Origin of the sequence: Enterobacter asburiae, from assembly GCA_011754535.1 — a bacterium.
Taxonomy (GTDB): Bacteria; Pseudomonadota; Gammaproteobacteria; order Enterobacterales; family Enterobacteriaceae; genus Enterobacter; species Enterobacter cloacae_N.
In genome coordinates, this window is record JAAQVN010000001.1 from 2,265,949 (window position 1) to 2,290,575 (window position 24,627).

The 24,627-nt window shown below is 57.1% G+C and carries 29 protein-coding genes and 1 pseudogene; 15 read left to right on the top strand and 15 right to left on the bottom strand.

Annotated features, from left to right (window positions below; translation table 11 throughout):
* Window positions 1-67 precede the first annotated feature (67 nt).
* Together HBM95_10720 and HBM95_10725 are read left to right on the top strand one after the other, a co-directional pair.
* Window positions 68-853, top strand: coding sequence for a phosphotransferase (locus tag HBM95_10720; protein ID NIH43404.1), 786 nt, complete (start codon window positions 68-70; stop codon window positions 851-853).
* Window positions 854-989: 136 nt separating this feature from the next.
* Window positions 990-1,466 carry a WbuC family cupin fold metalloprotein gene (locus tag HBM95_10725; GenBank protein ID NIH43405.1) on the top strand — a complete coding sequence of 159 codons (477 nt, stop codon included), beginning with the start codon at window positions 990-992 and terminating at the stop codon, window positions 1,464-1,466.
* A 65-nt stretch (window positions 1,467-1,531) separates the two neighbouring features.
* Here the strand turns inward: HBM95_10725 and HBM95_10730 are convergent, their stop codons facing one another.
* Both HBM95_10730 and HBM95_10735 read right to left on the bottom strand, forming a co-directional pair.
* Window positions 1,532-2,074, bottom strand: coding sequence for a cysteine hydrolase (locus tag HBM95_10730; GenBank protein NIH43406.1), 543 nt, complete (start codon window positions 2,072-2,074; stop codon window positions 1,532-1,534).
* Window positions 2,075-2,302: 228 nt separating this feature from the next.
* Window positions 2,303-3,724, bottom strand: coding sequence for an amidohydrolase family protein (locus HBM95_10735; GenBank protein NIH43407.1), 1,422 nt, complete (start codon window positions 3,722-3,724; stop codon window positions 2,303-2,305).
* 125 nt (window positions 3,725-3,849) lie between these two features.
* On the opposite strand from HBM95_10735, the gene HBM95_10740 reads away from it, so the two are divergent.
* Entirely contained in the window at window positions 3,850-4,734 is an 885-nt protein-coding gene (locus tag HBM95_10740) for a LysR family transcriptional regulator (GenBank protein NIH43408.1), read from the top strand.
* Here the strand turns inward: HBM95_10740 and HBM95_10745 are convergent.
* From HBM95_10745 to HBM95_10770, 6 genes and pseudogenes are all read right to left on the bottom strand, one after another.
* The gene (locus tag HBM95_10745) at window positions 4,727-5,326 is read right to left on the bottom strand and encodes an NAD(P)H-dependent oxidoreductase (GenBank protein ID NIH43409.1); all 600 of its coding nucleotides are present in this window, start codon (window positions 5,324-5,326) and stop codon (window positions 4,727-4,729) included. The genes HBM95_10740 and HBM95_10745 overlap by 8 nt on opposite strands.
* Before the next feature lie 74 nt (window positions 5,327-5,400).
* Window positions 5,401-5,994 (bottom strand): TetR/AcrR family transcriptional regulator, encoded by a 594-nt coding sequence (locus tag HBM95_10750; GenBank protein ID NIH43410.1) that lies wholly within the window; start codon window positions 5,992-5,994, stop codon window positions 5,401-5,403.
* 34 nt (window positions 5,995-6,028) lie between these two features.
* The gene (locus HBM95_10755) at window positions 6,029-9,118 is read right to left on the bottom strand and encodes an efflux RND transporter permease subunit (GenBank protein ID NIH43411.1); all 3,090 of its coding nucleotides are present in this window, start codon (window positions 9,116-9,118) and stop codon (window positions 6,029-6,031) included.
* Complete coding sequence (locus HBM95_10760; GenBank protein NIH43412.1) at window positions 9,115-10,224, bottom strand: efflux RND transporter periplasmic adaptor subunit; 1,110 nt, start codon at window positions 10,222-10,224, stop codon at window positions 9,115-9,117. Before HBM95_10760 ends, HBM95_10755 begins: the two co-directional genes overlap by 4 nt.
* A gap of 75 nt (window positions 10,225-10,299) precedes the next feature.
* Window positions 10,300-10,914 (bottom strand): TetR/AcrR family transcriptional regulator, encoded by a 615-nt coding sequence (locus HBM95_10765; GenBank protein NIH43413.1) that lies wholly within the window; start codon window positions 10,912-10,914, stop codon window positions 10,300-10,302.
* 208 nt (window positions 10,915-11,122) lie between these two features.
* A pseudogene (locus HBM95_10770) lies at window positions 11,123-11,416 on the bottom strand (oxidoreductase).
* Window positions 11,417-11,445: 29 nt separating this feature from the next.
* Here HBM95_10770 and HBM95_10775 point away from each other — a divergent pair.
* The gene (locus HBM95_10775) at window positions 11,446-11,814 is read left to right on the top strand and encodes a MerR family transcriptional regulator (GenBank protein ID NIH43414.1); all 369 of its coding nucleotides are present in this window, start codon (window positions 11,446-11,448) and stop codon (window positions 11,812-11,814) included.
* Window positions 11,815-12,009: 195 nt separating this feature from the next.
* Here HBM95_10775 and HBM95_10780 read toward each other — a convergent pair whose 3' ends face one another.
* Window positions 12,010-12,477, bottom strand: a complete 468-nt coding sequence (locus HBM95_10780) for a nuclear transport factor 2 family protein (GenBank protein ID NIH43415.1) — start codon at window positions 12,475-12,477, stop codon at window positions 12,010-12,012.
* Between the two features lie 104 nt (window positions 12,478-12,581).
* Here HBM95_10780 and HBM95_10785 point away from each other — a divergent pair, with 104 nt between their 5' ends.
* Entirely contained in the window at window positions 12,582-13,160 is a 579-nt protein-coding gene (locus HBM95_10785; GenBank protein NIH43416.1) for a TetR/AcrR family transcriptional regulator, read from the top strand.
* A 51-nt stretch (window positions 13,161-13,211) separates the two neighbouring features.
* Here HBM95_10785 and HBM95_10790 read toward each other — a convergent pair whose 3' ends face one another.
* Window positions 13,212-13,991, bottom strand: a complete 780-nt coding sequence (locus HBM95_10790; GenBank protein ID NIH43417.1) for an SDR family oxidoreductase — start codon at window positions 13,989-13,991, stop codon at window positions 13,212-13,214.
* A gap of 90 nt (window positions 13,992-14,081) precedes the next feature.
* Here HBM95_10790 and HBM95_10795 point away from each other — a divergent pair, with 90 nt between their 5' ends.
* Window positions 14,082-14,459 carry a winged helix-turn-helix transcriptional regulator gene (locus HBM95_10795; protein ID NIH43418.1) on the top strand — a complete coding sequence of 126 codons (378 nt, stop codon included), beginning with the start codon at window positions 14,082-14,084 and terminating at the stop codon, window positions 14,457-14,459.
* Window positions 14,460-14,550: 91 nt separating this feature from the next.
* Here the strand turns inward: HBM95_10795 and HBM95_10800 are convergent, their stop codons facing one another.
* Both HBM95_10800 and HBM95_10805 read right to left on the bottom strand, forming a co-directional pair.
* Window positions 14,551-15,333, bottom strand: a complete 783-nt coding sequence (locus HBM95_10800) for a hypothetical protein (GenBank protein ID NIH43419.1) — start codon at window positions 15,331-15,333, stop codon at window positions 14,551-14,553.
* Window position 15,334: 1 nt separating this feature from the next.
* Window positions 15,335-15,532: a hypothetical protein gene (locus HBM95_10805; protein ID NIH43420.1), complete on the bottom strand. Its 198-nt coding sequence runs from the start codon at window positions 15,530-15,532 to the stop codon at window positions 15,335-15,337.
* 258 nt (window positions 15,533-15,790) lie between these two features.
* Between HBM95_10805 and HBM95_10810 the strand changes: the two genes are divergently transcribed.
* The 8 genes from HBM95_10810 to HBM95_10845 are packed head-to-tail and all read left to right on the top strand — an operon-like array spanning window position 15,791 to window position 21,665.
* Window positions 15,791-16,225: a nuclear transport factor 2 family protein gene (locus HBM95_10810; protein ID NIH43421.1), complete on the top strand. Its 435-nt coding sequence runs from the start codon at window positions 15,791-15,793 to the stop codon at window positions 16,223-16,225.
* Window positions 16,222-16,941 (top strand): SDR family NAD(P)-dependent oxidoreductase, encoded by a 720-nt coding sequence (locus HBM95_10815; protein NIH43422.1) that lies wholly within the window; start codon window positions 16,222-16,224, stop codon window positions 16,939-16,941. Before HBM95_10810 ends, HBM95_10815 begins: the two co-directional genes overlap by 4 nt.
* The gene (locus HBM95_10820; GenBank protein ID NIH43423.1) at window positions 16,938-18,197 is read left to right on the top strand and encodes an FAD-dependent oxidoreductase; all 1,260 of its coding nucleotides are present in this window, start codon (window positions 16,938-16,940) and stop codon (window positions 18,195-18,197) included. The genes HBM95_10815 and HBM95_10820 overlap by 4 nt, the downstream gene beginning before the upstream one ends.
* 1 nt (window position 18,198) lies before the next feature.
* Window positions 18,199-18,921 (top strand): DUF1365 domain-containing protein, encoded by a 723-nt coding sequence (locus HBM95_10825; GenBank protein NIH43424.1) that lies wholly within the window; start codon window positions 18,199-18,201, stop codon window positions 18,919-18,921.
* Entirely contained in the window at window positions 18,918-20,138 is a 1,221-nt protein-coding gene (locus HBM95_10830; GenBank protein NIH43425.1) for a class I SAM-dependent methyltransferase, read from the top strand. The genes HBM95_10825 and HBM95_10830 overlap by 4 nt, the downstream gene beginning before the upstream one ends.
* A complete protein-coding gene (locus HBM95_10835; protein ID NIH43426.1) occupies window positions 20,135-20,620 on the top strand; it encodes a DUF2878 domain-containing protein in 486 nt (161 codons plus the stop codon). Before HBM95_10830 ends, HBM95_10835 begins: the two co-directional genes overlap by 4 nt.
* A complete protein-coding gene (locus HBM95_10840; protein NIH43427.1) occupies window positions 20,617-21,141 on the top strand; it encodes a hypothetical protein in 525 nt (174 codons plus the stop codon). Before HBM95_10835 ends, HBM95_10840 begins: the two co-directional genes overlap by 4 nt.
* Window positions 21,138-21,665: a DUF3833 domain-containing protein gene (locus tag HBM95_10845; protein NIH43428.1), complete on the top strand. Its 528-nt coding sequence runs from the start codon at window positions 21,138-21,140 to the stop codon at window positions 21,663-21,665. The genes HBM95_10840 and HBM95_10845 overlap by 4 nt, the downstream gene beginning before the upstream one ends.
* 2 nt (window positions 21,666-21,667) lie before the next feature.
* Here HBM95_10845 and HBM95_10850 read toward each other — a convergent pair whose 3' ends face one another.
* Both HBM95_10850 and HBM95_10855 read right to left on the bottom strand, forming a co-directional pair.
* Window positions 21,668-22,126: a DMT family transporter gene (locus HBM95_10850; protein NIH43429.1), complete on the bottom strand. Its 459-nt coding sequence runs from the start codon at window positions 22,124-22,126 to the stop codon at window positions 21,668-21,670.
* A 4-nt stretch (window positions 22,127-22,130) separates the two neighbouring features.
* Window positions 22,131-22,565 carry a DMT family transporter gene (locus HBM95_10855; GenBank protein NIH43430.1) on the bottom strand — a complete coding sequence of 145 codons (435 nt, stop codon included), beginning with the start codon at window positions 22,563-22,565 and terminating at the stop codon, window positions 22,131-22,133.
* A gap of 95 nt (window positions 22,566-22,660) precedes the next feature.
* Between HBM95_10855 and HBM95_10860 the strand changes: the two genes are divergently transcribed.
* A complete protein-coding gene (locus HBM95_10860; protein ID NIH43431.1) occupies window positions 22,661-23,593 on the top strand; it encodes a LysR family transcriptional regulator in 933 nt (310 codons plus the stop codon).
* 5 nt (window positions 23,594-23,598) lie between these two features.
* Here HBM95_10860 and HBM95_10865 read toward each other — a convergent pair whose 3' ends face one another.
* The gene (locus HBM95_10865; GenBank protein NIH43432.1) at window positions 23,599-24,627 is read right to left on the bottom strand and encodes a methionine synthase; all 1,029 of its coding nucleotides are present in this window, start codon (window positions 24,625-24,627) and stop codon (window positions 23,599-23,601) included.

Sequence of the window (24,627 nt, forward strand, 5' to 3'; positions counted from 1 at the left end):
GGTATTTTCATAGCATTGCATAATGATCCACTATACTTATGCCCCGAACCAGTGGCATGAGGATGGTATGTCTGGCGAGAACTTATCCAGAATGGGCGCAGCAAAAGTCCGCCTGATTGCGGATCGCCATGGCAATCAGGTAATAGAAAAATGCCCTGTTAGCGATGTTGAATATGGCTTTTATACGCGTGCGGCGGAACCACTCAGCGGCGTTGTTGAATCCCCGCGGCTGCTGCACGCCGACCCACACCGACGCAGCCTGACGCTCGAATACGTTCCTCATAAGATCTCCCAGGATGAGGTTGCAGGGAACGAGATATTGAGGCAACTTTCACGCCTTCACAATTATCCTGCCGACGCCGAATGGATATATCACCCCCATACCTGGTCTGCGTCAGCGCTTGAAAAATCTCTGTCTCTTCTGGAATTGCCCGCCCGCGCTGAGCGGCAGATGCGACGTTTTCAACAAGCGGGCAGCGTTTTGTTTCTTCAGGAATGTTTAATTTCAGGCGATACCAATGCGGGTAACTGGGGCAGAAGAGAAAACGGCGATACGATACTTTTCGACTGGGAAAGATTCGGCACCGGCAGCCCGGCTATCGACCTTGCTCCGCTGGTTAAGGGGATGGGCTCAAAACAAAGCATTTTACAACTTGCCGAGCGCTACTGTGTTTTTGCCACGCATTTGGACGCAGACAGGTTAGCCAGAGAAATCGCTCTCGCCAAGGCATGGATTGTTACTGAAGTCGTGTTACTCCTGCACGAAAGGAAAAAGAGCGACCTTAATCTCTATCTTACCTGGTACAGAGAACATCTGCCCGGCTGGCTGGATGAGTTCCTCTCTCTGCTTTGAGCACGTTGTAACAGAACATGCGAACCCCATGCAGCGTTTTGTTTCATAAATGCCATCGCTCATCGACCTTTCAGGATGGTATAACGTCTTGCGGCAATCGGATTGCCGTAGACTGCCCACATTCACAAAGGCTTATATGAAACAAATTACCTTCAGTGACCTGCAGCAGCAAAGCGAGCAGGCCGCAAATTCTCCTCGCTTACGGGCGCACCGTAATTTACATCCTGAGCTGAGCGACCCGGTGCAGCGCCTGGCTATCGCCATGGAGCCCGGCACCTATGTTCGCCCCCATCGCCACCCGCATACGTTTGAGCTGCTGACGGCGCTGAGCGGTCGCTTTTTGGTATTGAACTTCGATGACAGCGGGAACGTGACCCGGCGCGTGGTGTTAGGCGAAGAGTGCAAAGTGCTGGAGATGGATGCCGGCACCTGGCATGCCGTGCTGTCGCTGGATAAAGGCGGCGTTATTTTTGAGGTTAAGCACGGCGGCTACCAGCCTGTTCCTGAGCAGGATACCGCCCCCTGGTCACCAGCGGAGAACGCGCCCGGTACCGCGGCGCTGATGAAATGGTACGCTCAGGCGCAGGTGGGTGACGGGGGTTTTACCCTGTAATTGTGCTCTCATATCCCCGGCGCGCTGAAAGGCGCGCAGGGAAAGAGGGAGACGATTCCACCAACTCAACTGACCGTATTAAAATGCCAGTCTCCGGCAGTCGACAGTGTCACGAACGGACCGGCAAGCGTGCTGTTGTGATGCGCGATGATGTCATTGGCGGATAAATGTGCATTATCCATTGTGGTATGCGCATCTGAAATCAATATCGTCCTGAAACCCAGCTCCGGCGCGGCCCGGCAGGTGGTGTCGACACAAAATTCTGTTTTCATCCCGGCAATGACCAGCTGTTTGATGCCTCTCTGATTAAGCTCACGCTGCAAACCGGTTTCCCGAAAACAGCTGGGATAGCGCTTGGTGAAAACAACATCATGGTCCTTCACGTCCAGCTCCGGTATCAGCTGTGTTAAGGGACCCTTCTCTGAGAAGGGGGAGTCGTCTGGTCCGATATGGCGGGCAAAAAAGACGGGTACCTGCGCGTGCCGCGCGTTGGCTATTAATAAACGGATATTTGCCAGAACGGCATCGGCGGAACTGGGGGAAACTGGGCCCCGGAAGAGGCCCTGCTGCATGTCGATGATTAAGAGAGCATTGTCAGATGAAACCATTTTCTTTCTCCATTCAGAGGGTGGTGAACGGAGAGATATTTCCCCGTCCTGGCCGGCGGGGATTGAGGTTCTGTTTGTCAGTCGTTCGCTACAGATACGCTCGCACCGCCGAAGGTTCCGGTGGTGGTGAGGGTGGTTGTTGGCTGAACTGACTGATACATAACATGGCCTTTGTTAATACATTCCGCTGTATACGGAATTATCGCGTTAGTTATAACGTTGCTTAACTCATTCCTTCAATACACCAACTTGAGTAGGGGCCTGATGCAGCGGCAGGAAGGCGTCTGCAAACATGTCAGGCTCATAGCCTGCAGCGGTATAAAGATGCTGACGTGATTCATCAATCGCTGCACGGAGACGTGCTCTGTCCACGCCCAGCACGTTGCCGCCTTGCTTAACGATGCGTCCGCCAATCATCACGGTGTCAATATTGCTGCGCTCTGCTGCATGCACGACCGTGCCAAAGGCATTTCCGGAGGGGTAAAGGTTCAGATCCCCCGCGTTAATCAGGATCAGATCGGCCTCCTTGCCCGGCGTCAGGCTGCCGACTTTCTCCTGCAGACCGGCGCACGCCGCGCCATCGAGAGTGGCGGCCTTCAGAAGCTGGGCTGCCTGAAGCGTTTTCGGGGAATGTGCGCTGCGACAGCCGTGTTGTTGATGCATACCCATAACGCGCTGCAGGTAAAACGCTACGCGCATCTCCATAAACATGTCACCGCTGTAGGAAGTTTCATTATCCACGCTTAGGCCAGGGTGAATGCCGTGGCGCATCGCTGACTGAATGGCAAACATCCCGTCCTCAATGCCGTAGTGTGCGTCGGAGCGAGGGCAGACGTTTACCCTCACGCCAGCATCTCTCAGGATCGCCCAGCCTTCGTCAGGCAGCGCCGTGCAGTGATTAAAGATATTATCCGCGCCCAGCAGTCCCTCCTGCTGCAATACCGCAAGCCGTGAGGCCATCTCACCGCCGAAAAATTCAGTGACGATCGGCAGCCCGAGCCTGCGCGCCTCAGCCCACATCTCCGGCTCCAGCTGCGCCATCACCGCCAGCGACACAAGTCCGTCCGGGTTGTCCCGGAAATACTTTTCCTGCAGGCGTTGCCAGTTTCCTGGCCAGTGTGCGGTATCCCATTCCCCGGAAACCGGTGCGCCTGAAGCGTGAATGGCGCGGATCCCCGCATCCAGAAGCGCCTCGACGGCGGCATCCGAATGGGCTGCGCTGCGGCTGTTGTGGGAATTATCAATGACGGTGGTGATCCCGGCGTCAATACAGCCCAGCGCGGAGAGGAGGTTGCCAACGTACATATCGGCAGGGCGGTAGTATTTCGCAAATGAGAAATGCGTGGCGTTGCAGTAGTCTTCCAGCGATTCCGCGTTGGGGTTGATGCGACGCAATTGCCCCTCCCAGGCGTGGCGATGGGTGTCCACCATCCCCGGCATAGCAATCATGTTTGTAGCATCAATAACCCTCGCTCCCTTTGCCTCCAGGTTTTCGCCGACAGCCACAATGGTGGGCCCGGCGATCAGGATCTCGCCGCGTTCAATATTGCCCACGCTCTCATCCATGCTGAGGATCGTAGCGCCACGGATGAGCGTCGCCGGGGAAGTGGTGTTTTGATTATTCACAATATTTCTTGCGTAGCCGGTCATTTTCAGTCTCTTTCTGTCATTAGTACCGAAACGCTACGCCACTTAATTAACGCGAAAAAGATGCGCAATGCGTTTTCATTATTCATAATTAGCGAATAATTAAATTTATAAAGGCTTTGGGACAAATGGATCGTATCCAGGCAATGCAAATCTTTGTGCGGGTGGCGGAGTCCGGCAGCTTCGTTCGCGCGGCTGAAACACTCTTCCTGCCTTCATCAACGGTCACCAGCACGATTAAAAATCTGGAAAAATACCTGCAGGTGCGCCTGCTGAACAGGACGACACGGCGGGTGAGCGTGACGCCGGAAGGTTTACAGTACCTGACGCACTGTCGGGAAATTCTCTCATTAATCGAGCAGGCGGAGTCCAGCCTGAGCGATTCCGGCAGTCGGCCACAGGGACGCCTGCGGGTAGATATGCCTGCCGGGATTGCTCATCACATCGTGATGCCACATCTGGACGAGTTCTGCCGTCTTTATCCGGATATCTACCTGACGATCGGCGTCAGCGATCGCCAGGTTGACCTGGTGCAGGAGGGCGTCGACTGTGTAATTCGAACAGGGGAACTGAATAACTCCACGCTGGTAGCCCGTCCTCTGGGCCGTTTTCGCTGGGTCACCTGCGCCTCGCCGGACTATCTCCGGGAATACGGTATTCCCCAGTCGCCCGATGCGCTGAGCGGGCACCGGGCGGTTCACTATTTTTCCGGGCAGAGACGACGCGCGAACGAATTGCGCTTCGTTCAGGGCAATGAAATGCGGTCTGTTCCAGTGAGCGGTGCTGCCGCCGTCAATGATACGGAGCTTTATATCCAGATGTGTCTTAAGGGTTTTGGGCTGGTGCAGGTTGCCGGGAATATTGTCGCAGAGCATCTGCGCGAGGGAAGGCTGGTGGAGGTGCTGGCGGACTGGCAGCCGCCGTCGGTGCCCGTCACGCTGCTTTATCCCCACCAGCGTTATCTTTCTCCTGTCGTGCGCGCTTTTGCTGACTGGATAGCCGGGATTATTTAATACTCCCAAGCCCCTCCAGAAAATCCTCAACCTGCTCAGGCGTAGCCGTGTCTGCCTGGTAAAGGATATCGAGCTTAACGTTCTTCAACCCGCAGAAGCCAAATACACCTTCGATAATCTGCGTCTGAATCGCCGTCGAATAGCCATGTTTGTCGAATCCGGCGAGATCGCTGCCGCCGGTGGCAATCAGGCGGACGGGAACGTCCCGTAGGTTGCCCACAATCCGTCCGTCGTCGGCCACCTTATACGCCCAGTTCAGGGTTAAAACGCGATCGAACCAGCCTTTCAACAGCGCGGGGACCGACCACCAGTACACCGGGAAGACAAACACCAGCATTTCCGCCCGCTCGACGCGCTGCTGCTCGCGCAAAATATCGTCGGGAAGCGCGCTCGGATCGCCGTGATAGAAATCGAGATCGGCGCGGGTCATCGCCGGATTAAACCCTTCAGCATGCAGATCGGCGATCTCAACCTGTGTACCTTGCTCGCGTAATTTCCCGGCAATGCGGGTAGCCAGCGTATGGGATAAGGACGTGTCGACAGGGTGAGCCGTCACGATCAGCGCGTTATTGATGGCGTGTGTTGCAGACATAGCGACCTCGCAATGGGTGAGAACTGATGTCTATATTACTATTGGTAACTTATGTGTCAATCCGCCCCAGGCGATCATTTTGTGCTATTCACGTAGGTCTCCAGCACCCCGATCATCGCGCCGCTGAGCGTATCTTCCGCCACGTTCCGGGCGAGCACGCCGTTACCCGCGGCCGTGCTGAGCGCGTCTGCCGCACCGATAATGGCCGTCAGAGCTGCTTCTCCCTGAACGCCTTTCAGTACGACGAACGGGGAAAGCGCGGTACGCAGGCAGTCGGCACATTCGGCCACGCATGCCTCCCGAAACGTCTGCAACGCGCGGGAGCCGGATAGCGCCGCTGCGATTGGCCCGGTTTCAGGCCCGGCGGAAATGGCGCAGTCGATATAAGCGGCGCTGAAAAAGCGGATCGTCTTTTCCAGCGTTTTGCTGTCGACCGCCAGCGTCTCACGGAATTTCGCCAACTGCCGATCGCTATAGTCCTGGTACAGCGCCATCAGCAGCCCTTCACGATCGCCGAAGTGGTCGTAGGGGATAGGCTTGGTCACGTTGGCTCGCTCCGCCAGGTAGCCAAGGGTCAGCGCCTCCGTGCCTTGCTGACGAACGATTCCGCGCGCAACCTCCAGTAGCTGCACGCGGCGGTCCTCTTTTCTCAAGCGCTTAACAACCATGTTTTCCTCTGAACTGTTATCTACTCATGGTAGTTTACACGTTTTCTGCGGGGTGCTGCACCCGTTGTTCCGCAGGGCGGATCCGGAACCAGATCGCATACATCGCGGGCAGGAAGACGAGCGTGACAATCGTCCCGCCCAGCGTTCCGCCGATTAGCGTGTAAGCCAACGTGCCCCAGAACACCGAATGCGTCAGGGGGATGAACGCCAGCACGGCCGCCAGTGCCGTCAGCAAGACGGGCCTGGCTCGCTGGACCGTTGCCTCGACCACCGCCCGGAACGGATCGAGCCCCTCGTTCTGGTTATGATTGATTTGGCCAATCAGGATCAGCGTATTGCGCATAAGAATCCCGGAAAGGGCGATCAGGCCGACCAGCGCGTTGATGCCAAACGGCTGATTGAAAATCAGCAGGGTCGGCACCACGCCAATCAGCCCCAGCGGGGCGGTTAAGAACACCATCACCATCGCCGAGATTGAGCGCACCTGCAAAATGATGATCAGCAGCGTCAGGGCAATCATGATCGGGAACAATGGAATCATTGCCTGCGTGGCTTTTCCCGATTCCTCAATCGAACCCGCCATGTCAATACGGTACCCGGCCGGCAGCGTCTCAACAATCGGCTGGAGCTGCTTCATGATGGCGACCGACACGTCCGGTGGCTGAAGGCCGTCGGCGATATCACCGCGCACGGTGATTGTGGGGGTACGATCGCGACGGCGCAGAATCGGATCTTCCATACCGATCTCAATCTTGCCGATTTGAGACAGCGGAAGGCGCTGTCCCGCATTGCCGACCAGGGTGAAGCCCTCAATTTTCGCCGGATCGAGACGGATATCACCCGCCGCGCGTCCAATGACCTCTACCGATCGAATATCTTCCCGTACGGAGGTTATCGGCACGCCTGATAGCAGGAACTGAAGCTGCTCGGCAACGGCGCTGGAGGTTAAGCCGGTCGCCTGCAGGCGGCTTTGATCGAGAGTGAAATGCAATACCGGAACGCGCGACCCCCAGTCGGTGTTGACGGTCCGCATCATCGGGCTTGCCTGAAGCACGGCTTTCACCTTATCAGCAATGTCGCGCACCTTGCCCACGTCCGGGCCTGACACACGCCAGGCGACCGGGAAGGGCGAGTACGGGCCAAACACCAGTTGCGTCACCCGTACGCGCGCTTCGGGCGCAAGGCCGTTGGCGACAGCGTCTCTCAGCCGGAGCTTGAGCGCCTCGCGTGACGTCTCGCTGTCCGTCAGGATCACAATTTTCGCAAAAGACGGGTCGGGCAGTTCAGGCGCCATCGCCAGATAAAAGCGGGGCGAACCCTGACCAATATAGGCAGTGACAATGTTGGCTTCAGGCTGCTGGCCCAGCCACGCTTCGATTTTTGACGCTGCGGCGCTGGTTTGTTCAATCGAGGTGCCGTAGGGCATCTGCACCTCAACCAGCACTTCCGGGCGATCGGAGGTCGGGAAAAACTGTTTTTTTACCAGACTCATGCCGAGCACGGCCAGGATGAAAATGGCGACCACCGACCCAGCCACTCGCCATTTTCTGGCGATAACACGGGCAAGCAGCTGGCGAAAACGGTTATAGCGAGGCGTGTTATAGATGGCGGCATGGCCTCCTTCTACTTTAGGGATCGTTGGCAGGATCTTCACCCCCAGATAGGGCGTGAACACCACGGCGACGAACCACGAAGCAATAAGAGCAAGACCAACTACCCAGAACATGTTGCTGGTGTATTCTCCGGCGGTCGACTGGGCAAAACCATTCGGCATAAAGCCAATGGCCGTCACCAGGGTACCGGCCAGCATCGGCGCGGCGGTGTGGCTCCAGGCGTAGGCCGAGGCTTTGATTCTGTCGTAACCTTCCTCCATTTTCACCACCATCATTTCAATGGCGATAATGGCATCATCAACCAGCAGGCCGAGGGCGAGGATCAGGGAGCCCAACGTGACGCGGTCAAAGTTTATCCCCGCCGCCTCCATCACCACGAAGACCACCGCCAGCGTCAGCGGCACCGCCGCCGCAACCACCACCCCCACACGCCAGCCCATGCTGACAAAACACACCACCATGACAACCAGCAGGGCGACGAAGAATTTAATCATGAACTCGTCAACCGACGAGCGAATATTCACGGACTGGTCGGTGACCTTGGTCAGGGTCATGCCAAGCGGCAGACTCTCATTAATTTTCGCCGTTTCCGCATCCAGCGCTTTACCCAGCGTCAGGCCGTTCCAGCCCTCGCGCATCACGATGCCGAGCAGCAGGGCGGGCTCATGCTGGTTACGTATCAGCATCGTCGGGGGATCTTCGTAGCCGCGTTCAACCGTGGCGATGTCGGACAGCCTGAGCGTTTTGCCCCGGGCCACAACGGGCGTATCGCGGATCTTCTGCAGTTCGTCGAACGCGCCGTCGAGGCGGATAAAGATTTGTGCGCCTCGGGTCTCGATGGAGCCCGCCGCGGTCAATGCGTTCTGGCCGTTAAGCGCGTTAAAAATGTCCTCAGGGGCGAGGCCCATCGTCGCCAGACGGTCATGAGAGAAGGCGATATAAATCCGCTCGGCCTGTTCGCCAATAATGTTCACTTTCTTGACGCCGGGAACGTGCAGAAGCTGCTGGCGCAGGCCTTCGGCATCACGTACCAGCTGCCGCTGCGGTTCGCCTTTTGCTTTCAGGGCAAAAAGGGCAAAGGTGACATCCGAGAATTCGTCGTTGATCATCGGGCCGATGACGCCCGTCGGAAGACGCTGCGATTCATCTCCAAGCTTCTTCCGCGCCTGATAGAACTCCTCCTGCACCTCGGCAGGCGGGGTTTTGTCCTGCAACGACAAGGTGATAAACGCCATGCCGGGACGGGTATAAGTTTCCGTCCGGTCATACCATTTAAGTTCCTGCAGCCGCTTTTCCAGCGGCTCGGCGACCTGATCCTGGATCTCCTGCGCGGTCGCCCCCGGCCAGACGGTTATCACCGTCATTTGCTTCACCGTGAAGGGCGGGTCTTCCGCGCGCCCGAGCCCAAAGAAGGCGTAAATTCCGGCGATGGTAACGAGAACGATCAGAAACAGCGTGACGGAACGCTCACGCACGGCCAGCGCTGACAGGTTGAAGCGGCTTCCGCTCATGGCGCGTTCTCCGCAAGCGTGGCATTGCGTTGCGCGACAAGCCTGACAATTTCACCTTCATGCAAAAGGTGTGCGCCTAACGCCACAATCTTCTCGCCGGGCTTCACGCCGCCCGCGATCTGCACCGCATCTTCACCCACGCTCAGCACCCTGACGGGCGTCCAGGCGACCTTTGCAGGCGGAGCAGAAATGCGCCAGACGCCGGGGCCGTTGCCCGCATCGTAGAGCGAGGCCAGCGGGACCTGCATGACCTGACCTTCCGCTTTATTGTGCTGAATGTTAATCGTGACGGTCGCCCCCAGCGGCGCGTTCGCCAGCGGCCCGTCCAGCACGTAACGTGCTTCGTAGGTGCGGGTTGTGGCATCGGCCGAGTCAGACAGCAGGCGCAGCGTTGCGGTGACCGGGTGTTCTTCATTGCCATACAGCGTGGCCTGCGCTTCGCTGCCGACGGCAGGGCGCAGCGTTTCCGGAAGCTGCACGAGCGCTTCACGCTGTCCCGCTCTGGCGAGCCTGATCGCCACCTGTCCGGCACTGACGACCTGACCCGGCTCGGCGAGCGTCTCCATGACCACGCCGTCAGAATCCGCCAGCAGGACGGCATAGCCCGTGGCGTTGTGCGCCACGCTGGCCTGCGCCCGTGCCGCGCTGAGTTCTGCTCTGGCGGTATCCGCCGCCGCTTTGATTTGGTCATACTCGGAGGCGGACACCGCGCCGGTGGCCACCAGACCACGATAGCGCGCCTCATCGCTGGAGGCTTTTCGCGCGCGCGCCTGGGCTGCGTCCACCGCGCGCTGCTGCGCCTGGGCCTGTAATTTCAGGTCAATTGGATCCAGGCGCAGCAAGGGCTGGCCCTGTTTGACGGTCTGACCCGTATCAACCAGGCGTTCAAGGATTTTCCCCTGAACCCTGAAGCCTAAATCGCTCTGCGTTCTGGCAACCACCACGCCCGTGAAGGCACGGGCGGTATTGTTCGCAAGCTCGACGGATACGGATCGGACAAGCGGTGGCTTTGTGCGCGGATCGTCATTCGCGGAAATATCGCCGCATGCCGCGAGGGCAAACGGCAGGAGACAAACGGCAACGCGGGCTGAAGTGAGCCTGAGCATGGGAAACCCTTATTGAGGTAACAGGACAGTTTCCGCATTCTGTGATTAGTGACCAATAAAGTCAATGGTCACTAATCAGGGGGCCAGGCTTCTTAAGATCAGTGAGGAGAGAAGTACCGCTGCCGTTGGGGCGGTTTCAAGGTTGTACTGCAGCTGAACGGGGTTAATGTAAGGGCACATCACCATGTAGACGGCACAGGTCACCTCATCCAGCGGCGTCTTCCTTTCAAACTCGCCGGACTGTCTGCCTTCGATAATGATGCTCTCAATCAGCTTCATCAGGCTTTCACAATACTTTTCAGTTGAAGGCCACTGCTCCTGCGCGGCGACGGCGGCGATGTCGTAAAGCTTACGATCGTGGAAAAACATCTCGCTCCCCGCTTCGGTGAGCGCCTTGAAAAGACGGCGTAATTTTTCGCTTGCTGACGGTGCATCCTCGATGGCGGAAAGCACCGCCGCCATAATCAGCTCCAGGCGGTTAGCGCAGATCACTTCGCCGATAGACTGCTTGGAATCGAAGAACTTATAAATGTAGGATTTTGAAAAACCGATAGATTTCGCCAGCTCGGCGACGGTGGTTTTTTCATAGCCGTAGTGACCGAAGTGCTCAAAAGCGGCTTCGACGATTTGTTCTCTGACAGCGTGGTCAAGGGGACCACGTGCTGATGGGGGATTCATATTTTTAGTCATTATTTAAGCTTAGCGTGACAGGCTACGATTAACAACGAGTGACCATTTTGTACTTTGGTTACCGTCATTCATCATGCGCCGTCCAGACGGGACGATCAACCAGGTGGGGTGAGTGTATCACTGTTTTTCGCGCACTATGGCATCTATCTGTCTGCGATAAGCGAGGATTTCAGCGCAACTCCCTTGCACTGAACAAAGCCGTTTTTGCTTAAGCCGAGCGTGGACGCAATAATTTTTCGACGATGAGCACCAGACGCCTGCGCGTCACGAAGCGGTGTAGCTGCCCCAGAAGCCAGTTACCGCATCCGGTAATCAGGTAGCTACGGTTACTCTCCACGGCCTTCAGCGCCAGGGTGACCACTTTGTCAGCGGGCATTCTTTTACCTACCGAGGCTTCCTCAGCATTCACCACATCAAAAAAGGCCGTATCCGTTGCGCCGGGGCAAAGCGCCAGCACGCGGATGCCCTTTGAGCGATACTCTCCCCACAGCGCATTCGAAAAGTGTTTTTTTTCGAGGTGAGGGCGACGCGATGCGAATTGGTGAACTGTGTGCGAAAACGGGATTGTCGAAAGAGACGGTGCGTTACTATGAGCGGCAGGGGCTATTAGAGAATATCCCGCAGCCCAATCGCAGTAATAACTACAAAGTTTATTCCGCCGTCGATTTACAGCGTTTAAACATGATCAAGCATGCCAAAATGCTGCTTTTTACCTTATCCGAAATTTCAGAGGTTTTAGCTGTCTGGGTTGACGACAAATTTACCGCTGAGCAAAAACGCGATTCTTTGCAGCGCAAGTTGCAGCAGCTTGAAGAGAAAGAAGCGGCGTTAATTGAGCTCAGAGCCAGGATAAAAAACGCCATTAACAAAGTCGGCCAGCCTTGTATCGATACGTTTTAATCGACAAGTGGGAAGAGGCCGCAAAACCGATGCGGCCTTATATTTCTGACAGCCAGTTCAGGCATCTGCTCCTTCACGAAATTCAATACTTTCTTCGCGTCCACAGATGCATACGGATATTTATGAAATCGATGATGGAAAGATTGTGGCTAACTGGCTCATCGAGAACAATACGGCCCGGTTGATGCGAAAATCCTATAAGCCAAGATCGCTCAGCGAGGGGTGATCGTCCGGGCGTCTGCCCAGCGGCCAGTGGAACAGGCGCTCGGATTCTTTTATCGGCATATCGTTAACGCAGGCATAACGCCGCTTCATCAGTCCGTCAGGCTCAAACTCCCAGTTTTCATTGCCATACGAGCGGAACCAGTTGCCGGAATCATCATGCCATTCATAGGCATAGCGCACCGCGATCCGGTTCTCCGTAAATGCCCAGAGCTCTTTAATCAGACGATAGTCCAGCTCTTTTTTCCATTTCCGCTCCAGAAACGCCCGGGCTTCTTCTCGGTTGGTGGCGAACTCTGCGCGGTTGCGCCACTGGGTATCCAGCGTATAGGCCAGCGCGACTTTCGCCGGATCGCGGCTGTTCCAGCCATCTTCTGCCAGCCTGACTTTTTCGATGGCGCTTTCACGAGTGAAGGGCGGTAAAGGAGGACGTGTGTTCATTGCGGTAACCTCAGCGTTAGATGAAGTAGACAGGTCTGTCTACCTGATGTAATCTATGCTTGTGAAATAACGCTGTCAATATCCGTTTTGAGGCCGCCGAAAAAATGAAAACACAATCCGCAAGCAACGATACAAAAATTAGCGTCAGGGATAAGATATTATTGACGGCGCACGATCTGTTTTATTCCACGGGCTTCAGGGCGACGGGGGTGGATACGCTTATTAAAGCGTCAAAAGTGACCAAGGTGACTTTTTATCGCCATTTCCCGAGTAAGAGCTTGCTTATTCTCGCCTATTTGCACTATCGGCATGAAATATGGATGAACTGGTTTGAGGCCTCTCTGCGCCGTAACCTCGCCGAAGGTCAGATACTTTCTGACGCGATATCTGCAACGCTTTGCGAATGGTTTAATTCGTCCGAATTCCACGGCTGTGCGTTTATTAACGCCAGCGCAGAGGCAAAGTCCGAAGAGATTGAAAATGAAATAAAAGAGATATGCCGCGACCATAAAGCAGAAACAAAGAAAAAAATCGAAACGCTCGCCGGTATAACGGATGAAAAGACCAGTAATGACATTATGATGCTTATTGACGGGGCTATTATTCATGCTCAAATGGGAATGGATACCGAAGCGGTAATAAACGTGTTAAAAACGGGCTTAGAAAAACTGACGGGTCAGTGATATTTCCCCGTGCTTAATCGGCCCTTATCCCGGGCCGATTAAGCCCCCGCGTCATACCGTCGGGATGGTGCCGCCATCAATGACAAATTCAGTACCGGTAATACTCGCAGCATGCGATGAGGCGAGGAAGACGATGAGGTTAGCCACCTCAATTGGTCTGGCGGGGCGTCCGAGCGGTATTCCACCTAACGCCTTCATAATGATCTGCTTGCCACCTTCGTAGTCTGTTCCTGCCTGCTTCGCCAGTCTCTCCGCGAGTGCCACCGCCGCTTCAGTTTCGATCCAGCCGGGTGCAACGCGCACTACCCGAACGCCCTTCGGCGAGACTTCCTTTGACAGGCTCTTGCTGTAGGTTGAGAGGGCTGCTTTTGCCGCCGCATAGCCCGTGGTTGATTCCGGTAACGGCAGGTCGCGCTGAATAGACGTCACGTGAATAATCACCCCATTTCCCTGCGCGAGCATTCCGGGAAGCAGGGCGCGGTCTAAGCGTACCGCAGGTAACAAATTAAGATTGAGTTCCTGCTGCCACGCTTCTTCGTCAAGCGCAGCAAAACCGCCACCGGGGGAGGTTGAACCGCCTGCAACATGGATAATCACGTCGACCCCTCCCATCTGTTCCTGCACCGCAGATGCGACAGCGGCACATCCGGAGACCGTAGTAAGGTCAGCGGCTACGAACGTATCAGCGATATTTACGTCTGGCTCGTGGCGCGCAGTGGTGAATACCGTTGCGCCGAGCTGTTTTAAAAGCCCGACAACTGCTTTTCCCAGCCCTTTCGTGCCAGCGGTAACAAGCACGCGCTTACCGGTGAAATTAATATCTAATGACATGACCAATAACTCCCGTTATTTACAGTACAGGCATATTCAACATAGACTGAGAAATTGACAAGTACGCACGAAAAAGTGAGTTACTAAATTATGAGTAAGTTATATAGTCCGGAATCTGCCGCAAGCGGCGTGGAGCAAGTATTACGGCTGCTGGAAGGGCGCTGGAAATTAATTATTCTTTTTCATCTTTTCGACGGAAAAGTGCAGCGCTACTCTGATTTCGAAAAGCTGATCCCCGGTATTTCTCAGAAGATGCTGGCGCAGCAGCTTCGACAGCTTGAGTCCGACGGTATTGTTTCGCGGATGGTCTACCCTCAGGTACCACCGAAAGTGGAATATCGCCTCACCGATTGGGGGCAGGCACTGTGCCCGGCGCTGGATGCCATGCTGAAATGGGCAGAAAAACGCGAGGCTTACGCGAGCCAGGCAACCGATGGAAGTGCTCTCAACATTCCCAACGGCGAATGACACCTTAAAATTGTTGTCATTCGCCGTTCGTTAACGCGGGTTGTTAGCACGGAGAGCGCCCATGACCCCTCGCAGCAGAGCATTCTCTGGATTATGAGGATGCCTCTTTAGAAAGCGTATCATGCTGTGCCAGCGACAGCGCGCTGGCGCTGGCGGGGTCGAACAGCGAGATGCTCTCAATCTGATTGAGTAAAATCACCTTCCGGAACGACATGGCGCTTTGGGGTTCAGAGTCGAGCGTGATGTCATGCTCTGCATACCATCTGCTGTAATTATTCTCGATGCGAAAGTTCATCGTCTTCGCGTCCCTGTACCCGCTTAACATCGGGATCAACACGATATTGGCCGTTTTTTCATATTCCAGCGTCGCGGTGTGGATCATGCCGACGTAAATCCGCCTCGACCGGAGCGTGACCTGCGCCAGTTCGCCTTGCTCCATACACTGGTACAGCAGTTGTTCGATACCGCTCGACTGGGCCAGACGTTTGTAGAGCTTTTTACGGCTTTCACCGTCCAGCCTGGCGCTGCCCGCCCAGTTAGAGCGGTAGAGGCAAAACAGGATGGCAAACGCCAGCATCACGACCACCGGTGCCTGAATGCCCAAAAAACTCCAGTTCATAAAGTCGACTTGCCAGTCGGCATACTGCTGCGACGTAAAGTGAAACGTGTTGTCGGCGGCGGAGAGGGCGAGCAAGAATAGCCAGAGCAGACCGGTGGCAATCACGCCCTGCAGAACGAAAATACAGCCATAAAGCGCAACGAGAAAATAGACGTCCCAGCCGAAGGAACGCTTGATTTTAAAGCGCGTCGACAGATCCCGGCTGGTGTACCAGTACCCGCATACCATCAGCACCATAAATATCGCCGTTCCCATTTCAGGCCCTCTTCAGCGTGTTGACGTGACGCAGAAAATCCTGCCGCACCTCGTTGCTTTTGTAGTTCACCGAGGCGTTCCCGTCCTGGTCGATAATGATGCGATCGCCATCTTCGACGGCTTCAATAATTTCCTGCTGGCTCATCACCTGGAGCAAAGATTCGGGGCTGGAGAAAAGCGAGAGAAAGAAGCGTTTCATGTCAGGCATCCTTATGAATTAAAAAGAATAAGCCTGGAAGATGACCGACGAATTTGCCTTAAGGATATCCTGAAAGTGAAAGCCGGGTGGCGGCTACGCCTTACCCTGAATACAAAAGCTACTTATTTGAAAGTCAATAAGCTATTGATATGTCTACGTAATAAAAAATAAATAATCACAAACTTGGACAAATAACGTTAATTGTGTAAGTTTTAATTATGCGATTACGCCACGTTGTTTACAGCCAGGATGTGACCCATGAGCACTTTGCCCTCTGTCGTGAGTCGGTTTGTTGAGTACTACGCCGCACTGGATAGCCAGCCGCCTTCCGCGCTGGTGGGGCTTTACCATTCGAATGCCACGCTTATCGATCCATTCGGCGAGCACGACGGGATTTTCGCGCTTCAGCGCTATTTCACCCATCTGCTGGCCAATGTCGAGAAGTGCCGTTTTACCATCGACACGCCGCTGTGCAGCGGTAACCGGTTTGTTGTCACCTGGATAATGCACTGGTCGCACCCGCGGTTCGCCGGGGGCGAGCCGCTTGAACTGCCTGGGTGTTCAGTGGTGGAGACGGAAAAAGATCTCATCATGCATCAGCGGGACTACTACGATGCGGGAGAGATGATCTACGAACACCTCCCTCTGCTGGGCTGGGCGGTACGCGGCGTGAAGCGGAGGGTCAAATCATGAAGACGGTGCTGATTACCGGAGCAAGCTCGGGCATCGGCGCGGGGCTGGCGAAGTCCTTTGCCGCTGACGGCTTCCACGTGATTGCCTGCGGGCGCGATCCGGCGCGGCTTGAAGCGCTGCATCAGACCTGCCCCAATCTCACCGTTCGCCTGTTCGATATGACAGACAGGGACGCCTGTCGCCAGGCGCTTAGCGGCGTTTACGCCGATCTGGTTATTCTCTGCGCCGGAACCTGCGAATACCTCGACGGTGGCGTGGTGGATGCGGCGCTGGTGGAGCGGGTCATATCCACCAATTTCCTCGGTCCGGTGAACTGCCTGGCCGCGCTGCAGCCGCAGCTGGCCGCCGGCAACCGCGTGGTGCTGGTGAGCTCGATGGCCCACTGGCTTCCCTTCCCGCGGGCAGAGGCCTACGGCGCGTCCAAAGCGGCGCTGAGCTGGTTTGCCGAGAGCCTGCGGCTGGACTGGGAGCCAAAGGGGATTGACGTGACGGTCGTCTCTCCGGGCTTTGTCGATACCCCGCTGACGCGCAAAAACGATTTTGCCATGCCGGGCAGGGTGAGCGTCGACGAGGCGGTCAAGGCGATCCGTACCGGGCTGGCGAAAGGCAAAATGCATATCGCGTTTCCCGCCGGGTTCGGCTTCATTTTGCGGCTGCTCTCCGGGCTGCCCGCGTTTTTGCAGCGCGCGCTGCTGCGCAGGATGGTGCGCTCATGAACATTGCGATTATCGGCAGCGGCATCGCCGGGCTGACCTGCGCCTGGCGTCTGGCCGGGCACCATCAGGTAACCCTGTTTGAAGCGGGCGCCACGCCCGGCGGCCATACCGCGACGGTTGACGTCTCAACGCCACAGGGCACATACGCGATCGACACCGGGTTTATCGTCTACAACGACCGCACCTATCCGCGCTTTATGGGCCTGCTCAGCGAGCTTGGCATCAGTGGGCAAAAAACGCAGATGAGCTTTTCGGTGCACAACCCCGAGACGGGGCTGGAGTACAACGGCCACACCCTGACGTCGCTGTTTGCCCAGCGCCGAAACCTCGTGAATCCGGCATTCTGGCGGCTGCTTGGGGAGATCGTCCGCTTCAATCGTCTGGCAAAACAGGCGCTGGACGGGGAGGTGGACCCGAACGCCACGCTGCAGACGTTTCTGGACCAGCACGGCTTCACGCCGTTTTTTGCGCGCCACTACATTCTGCCGATGGGGGCCGCCATCTGGTCATCGTCGCTGCAGGAGATGAAGCGTTTCCCGCTGCCGCTCTTTTTGCGCTTCTTCCACCACCACGGCCTGCTGGATATCACCCAACGCCCGCAGTGGTACGTGGTGCCGGGCGGCTCGCGGGAGTATATCCGCGCCATGCTCGACAAGCTGGGCGACCGTCTGAATCTGCATCTTAATTCACCGGTGCAGCGCGTGAGCCGCCAAGAGCATGGGGTCACGCTTCAGCTCGAAAACGGCGGCCATACCTTCGATCGGGTGATTTTTGCCTGCCACTCCGCCAGCGCGCTGGCAATGCTTGAGGACCCGACGCCCGCCGAGCGCGAGGTGCTGGGCGATATCGGCTGGCAGCGCAACGAGGTGGTATTGCACAGCGATCCGCGCTGGCTGCCGGTGCGGCAGCGGGCGTGGGCCAGCTGGAACTACCGCCTGAGCGTGCAGGAGCAGGCCAGCGCCTGCGTGACCTACAACATGAACATTCTGCAGGGGCTGCCTGCGGGCAGTCCGCTGTTCTGCGTCACCCTGAACCCGGACGTGCCGGTGGATGAACGCTTCGTCCTGCAACGCTTTGTCTATGAGCATCCGCTGTTTAACCCGAAAAGCTGGCGGGCGCAGGCGCGTCGCGGCGAGATCAACGGTCATAACCGAAGCTGGTTCTGCGGAGCTTACTGGTACAACGGTTTTCATGAAGACGGTGTGCGCAGCGCGCTGGACGTGGTCAATGAAATAGCCGCCGGGGAGGGGAACTGAGATGAATAGCTGCCTCTATCACGGCGTACTGCGCCACCGCCGCCTTCAGCCGAAAACCCACGAATTCAGCTACGGCGTCTTTATGGCCTGGCTGGATCTTGATGAGCTGCCGCTGCTGGCCTCCGTCGGCGTGCGGCGCAACCGCTTTGCCGCCGCCTCGTTCCACGACGCGGACTATCCGCTCGGCTCGCCGCTTAAAGACAACGTGCTCAACAGGCTGGAGAGCCTGACCGGAGAACGTCCGGACGGGCGGGTCATGCTTCTGACGCAGCTGCGCTACTTCGGGTTCCATTTCAATCCGGTCAACTTTTACTACTGCTATGACGGTAAGGGAACGCTTCGCTGGGTGCTGGCCGAGGTGCGCAACACGCCGTGGAACGAGCGTCATTATTACGCGGTCGACGGGCAAAATGCCCGGCCCACGGAAAAGGCGTTTCACGTTTCCCCCTTCAACCCGATGGACATGATCTACCACTGGCGCTTCAACAACCCGGACAACACGCTGCATATGCACATTGAAAATCATCAGGAGGCGAAGGTCTTTGACGCCACCCTGGCGCTGCGCCGGGAACCTCTGACCCGCCCGACGTTGCGCTCGCTGCTGCTGCGCATCCCGCTGATGACCCTGAAAACCGTTTTCGCCATTTACTGGCAGGCGCTGAGGCTGTGGCTCAAGCGCGTGCCGCTGTATAACCATCCCGTCAGCAGGAGTGAACGCTCATGACCGATCCCGTCTTTGCGCTAGAACCCGATTTCCCGCGCAACGCTCGCATTGCGCGCTGGCTGCTGTTTCGTCTGTTAAGCGGCATTCGTGGCGGCTCGCTCACCCTGCGTGAAGGGGCGCAGACCTTCCATTTTGGCGAGACATCCTCCGCGCTGCACGCGGAGGTGCAGATCCTCACGCCCGGCGTCTACTGGCGCGTCTTAACGGGCGGGAGCCTTGCTGCGGCAGAAGCATGGATGGACGGCGAATGGGAAACCGCGCAGCTTACGCCGCTTCTGCAAATCCTGGCCCTAAACTGCGAGGTGCTTGGTCGTCTGGAGAAAGGGTTCCGGCTGCTCGGCAGGCCGCTGGAGCGTCTGCGCCACTGGACGCGGCGTAACTCTCGCGCCCAGGCTCGCGAAAATATTGCCGCCCATTACGACCTGGGCAACACCTTCTATGCCCATTTTCTGGATAAGGAGCTGCTTTACTCCAGCGCGCTGTTTACCGCTGACGAGCAGGATCTGACTGCGGCTCAGCAGGCCAAAATGGCGCGCCTGTGCGACCAGCTGGCGCTAAGTCCGGGTGACCACCTGCTGGAAATTGGCACCGGCTGGGGGGCGATGGCGGAATACGCCGCCCGTCATTATGGCTGTCGGGTGACCACCACTACGCTGTCGCAGGAGCAATATATCTGGGCGACCGAGCGGATCGCCCGCGCCGGGTTGCAGGATCGCGTTGAGGTACTGCTCTGCGACTATCGCGACCTCACCGGACAGTACGACAAGCTGGTCTCGATAGAGATGATTGAGGCCGTCGGGCAACGCTATCTGCCGACGTTCTTCCGTACCTGCCAGGCGCGCCTGCGCCCCGGAGGACGGATGGCAATTCAGGCCATCACTATTCAGGACCAGCGCTATCGCGACTACAGCAAAAGCGTCGATTTTATCCAGCGCTACATTTTTCCCGGCGGCTTCCTGCCGAGTATCACTGCGATGAACGAGCTGATGACGCGCCACACCGATTTCGTGGTGCGCAATCTCTTCGACATGGGCCCCGACTACGCCCGCACGCTGGCCCACTGGCGGCAGCGCTTTGTCCACGCCTGGCAGGAGATAGAAAAGCTCGGCTTCGATGAACGGTTCCGCCGCATGTGGCTGTACTACTTCGGCTACTGTGAAGCCGGGTTTAACGCTCGCACTATCAGCGTGGTGCAGCTGACCGCCGAGCGCGTATGAGACGTTACCTTCAGGTCTTTCTGCTGGCCGTGGCGTTCGATGTCTACTGGGCGCTGGTGGTGCTTTTTCGCGAACAGGGCCTGATTATCTGGCTCGGGCTGGCGGTCCTGGCGTGTATGTTATTGCCGTCAGCTTACCGTCTATACGCCATTGGGCTGGCCGCGGCGGGCAGCCTGCTGGATGCGCTCTGGGCGTTGACGGGGCTGATTGCCTTCACGGGCGACTCCCTGATGCCGCTCTGGATGGTGGCATTGTGGCTGATGTTCGCCACCGTCTGGACGCAGCTAACGCGCACCACCACGTTACCCGGCTGGCTGCTGACCCTGCTGGCCGCCGTGGGGGGGCCTGTGGCCTACCTGTTTGGCGAGCGGCTGGGCGCCATCACGTTTCTGGAGCCGACCTTTATCGTCGTCAGCTGGATGGTGCCGGGCTGGCTGGTGTTGATGCTGTTTTTCCACCTGCTGATGGGGAGACAAAAATGAGAGCTGCGATTCTGCTGCTTTGGCTGATGCTGGTTGTTCCCGGGGCTCAGGCCGCCGACTGGCTGGCCTGGCGTAAGGTGGGCGACGCCACGCTGACCTGGGGGCCGTTCACCGTTTATACCTCCCAGCTGCGTACTCCGGACGGGCGTTACGGTCGGGAGAACCAGGATCAGGCGCTGATTATTACCTATGCGCGCGATATCGATCGCGATGAGCTGGTCGAGGCGACCCGCGATCAGTGGCAGGCGCAGGGGATCCTGAAACGGGAACCCCGGAGTGAAGCCTGGTTACAGATGCTCCGCTCGCTGTGGCCGGATGTCCGGCCAGGCGCACAGCTGGCGTTTGTGCTCGACGACGGGCAAGGGCAGTTCTGGTATCGCGCGTCAGCGGCGCAAACATCCTTTATTCCGCTCGGGCCGCGACAGTCAGAAGCGTTCAGCACCCTTTTTCTGGCCATCTGGCTCGATCCCCGCACGCAATATCCTGAGCTGCGTCAGCAGTTAATCGGAGGCCAAAAATGAAACGAATCCTGAGGCTGGCGCTGGCATTCACGATGCTGCTGGCCGGCTGTAGCACCGACGTGTCCGAGTATCGCCAGCAGCAGCCGCGGCTTGATATTTTTAACTACTTTCAGGGCAAAACCGAAGCGTGGGGCATGGTGCAGGATCGCAGCGGCAAGCAGATACGTCGCTTTCACGTTGAGATTGCCGGGGACGTTATTGGCGATACGCTGACGCTGAACGAGCAGTTCGTTTACGACGATGGCGAGAAGCAGCAGCGGTTCTGGCATATTCGCCGCGTGGGGAACGACCGCTACGAGGGAACGGCAGGGGATATTGAAGGGGTTGCGACGGGGCAGGCCGCTGGCAACGCCTTTAACTGGCATTACAGCATGAACGTGAAGGCCAAAGGCAAAACCTGGCTGCTGAACTTTGACGACTGGATGTACCTGCAGGATGAAACGCATCTGTTTAATAAAACCGAGATGAAGAAATTTGGCGTCACCGTCGCCACGGTGACGCTGTTCTTCACCCGGAAGACGTAAGCTTAGTCGCGAACATTGCCGGTTTTGCTGCTGGAGTAAATGAAGTACAGGGCAATCCCCAGGCACACCACCGCGCCCAGACGGCTCGATGAAAACGGAATGGCGGGATTGTTCAGCCAGCCAAAGTTATCAATCAGCATGCTCATGGTGAGCTGGCCGAAGATCACCGCGACCGTGGCGACGGCGGTGCCGATGCGCTGAACGGCGAGCACCATGATTACGATATAGGGCACGCCAAACATAGCGCCGAGGAGCTGCCATTTCGGCACGTCCAGCAGGCTGACGGCCTGCTTAGGTTCAAAGAAGAAAATCAGCAGGGCGGTGACCAGCGCGCCGACGGAAAACGTCAGAAACGCGCTCTTAAATACCCCGACATTGCTGCCGAGCTGCCCGTTAATCGCGGCCTGAATGCTCAGCGTTGCGCCGCCGCAGACGGCGAGAAGAATCATTATCAGCGTCATATCATCACCCCTGTGCGACCAGAATCAGTGCCGCAATAATAAAAACCAGCGCCACGATACGTTTTGCGTTTATCTTCCTGTGCGGCGTACCCAGCAGGCCAAAGTGGTCAATGATCAGGCTTTTAAAAATCTGGCCCGCCAGAATACCGATCATCGTCAGGGCGATGCCGATGGCGGGCGTGGCGATAGTCAGAATGACAACGTAAACAGGACCCAGAACGCCGCCGAGCAGCTGCCAGCCGGGCTGGGCGAAAAACGACGGGCTGTTACGCGGGCTGAAAAACAGCATCAGCAGAAAGGTCAGCGCAGCGCCGACCCCGAAAATGCTGAACGTGGCCCATAAATCGCCCACTTCTCCCCCTAATGGCCCCAGCAGCCCAGCCTCGACGGAAAGGCCCATCCCGCCGGCAATCACCAGTAAAATCAAAACAAACTGCATTAAGCTTCCTCCGTTTTCAGGCGAAGAAGATTACGTCGGTAGACCCGTGAGAAAAATGCCATAATGCAGGAAACACCTTTGCAGGAAATGCATTAATGCCAGATGCCGGAAGCATGAACCTTCGATCGCTGCTGCTGTTTATTGCCGTCTATGAAACGCAAAACTTTTCCGTCGTTGCTCGGCGGGAGGGGATTTCTGCATCGCAGGTGTCGCGCATTGTTCATCAGCTTGAGGACGCGCTCGGCCAGCAGCTCTTCTATCGCAATACCCGGGCGGTGATCCCCACGGAAAGCGGGCATCTGTTTATCCGCTATGCCCGGGCGATGGTCGATAACTTCGAAGAGGCGCGGCGGGAGCTGGATGAGCGTTCGACCGAACCTTCCGGCACGGTCCGCATTAACGGGCCGGTATTTTTTGGACAGAGGCACGTTGCACCCGGCCTGGCAGGCCTGGCAGAGCGTTATCCACGGTTAACCATAGAGTTGACGCTGACTGATGACTTTATCGACCCGCACCGGGATGCCGCCGATCTCATCTTCCGCATCGGCACGCTGACGGATTCAACGTTCCACGCCCGTGTTTTCGGGCAGCAGCGCTACCACCTTGCCGCATCGCCCGCGTACCTGCGTCAACACGGCGTACCGGTCGATCCGGCCGAGCTGAGCCAGCATAAATGCCTGGTCTATCGCGGTTCGTCCGGGCCTAACCGCTGGCTGGTGCGGCGCAAGGGGGAGAATTGGGTGCACTATCCTGTCACGGCGCTGATGACGTCCAATAGTGCGGAGTCGCTGCTCGTTGCCGCGCTGGGTGGGATGGGGATCGTCCTGTTTCCGGACTGGCTGATTGGCGACAGGCTGCAGCGGGGGGAGCTGGTCGCCCTTATGCCGGAAATGGCCTGCGCCATCAACACGGAGCAACTGAATATTGCGGCGATTTACCCTAACGCACGTCATCCGCCCCTGAATGTCAGGGCGGTGATTGATTATTACGTAGCGTTTTTCGGCTCGCCGCTATACTGGCAAGCGTAAGGCAATTACGCGCCGAGCTCCTTGCGGATGATCTCTGCGCCGGCGCTGAGTGCTTTCAGCTTGCCGTTAGCCACCTGGCGTGAAAGCGGAGCCATGCCGCAGTTGGTTGACGGGTAAAGCTTGTCTGCATCGACGAACTGCAGCGCTTTACGCAGCGTATCGGCTACTTCCTCCGGCGTTTCAACGGCGTTGGTTGCTACGTCAATCGCGCCGACCATCACTTTCTTACCACGGATCAGCTCCAGCAGATCCATCGGTACGCGGGAGTTGTGGCACTCCAGGGAGATGATGTCGATGTTAGAGGTCTGCAGCTTAGGGAAGGCCTCTTCGTACTGGCGCCACTCGGATCCGAGCGTCTTTTTCCAGTCGGTATTGGCCTTGATGCCATAGCCGTAGCAGATGTGTACCGCGGTTTCGCACTTCAGCCCTTCGATTGCGCGCTCCAGCGCGGCGATGCCCCAGTCGTTGACCTCGTCAAAAAAGACGTTAAATGCCGGTTCATCAAACTGGATTATATCCACGCCTGCGGCCTCTAACTCACGCGCTTCCTGATTGAGGATTTTGGCGAATTCCCAGGCCAGCTTTTCGCGGCTTTTATAATGCGCGTCGTAAAGGGTGTCGATCATGGTCATCGGCCCGGGCAGGGCCCATTTGATCGGCTTGTCGGTAAGCTGGCGCAGGTACTTCGCATCGTCCACGAATACCGGCTTCTGACGCGCAACAGCAGAAACCACGGTCGGCACGCTGGCGTCATAGCGGTTACGAATGCGCACCGTCTGGCGGTTCTCAAAATCGACGCCGCTCAGGTGTTCAATAAAGGTGGTGACGAAGTGCTGGCGGGTCTGTTCCCCATCGCTGACAATATCGATTCCCGCACGGATCTGCTCATCCAGAGACAGGCGCAGCGCATCCTGTTTACCCGCCAGCAGTTCCTGATCCTGCAACTTCCACGGAGACCAGAGCGTTTCAGGTTGCGCAAGCCAGGTCGGCTTAGGCAGGCTGCCTGCAGTAGACGTCGGGAGCAATGTTTTCAT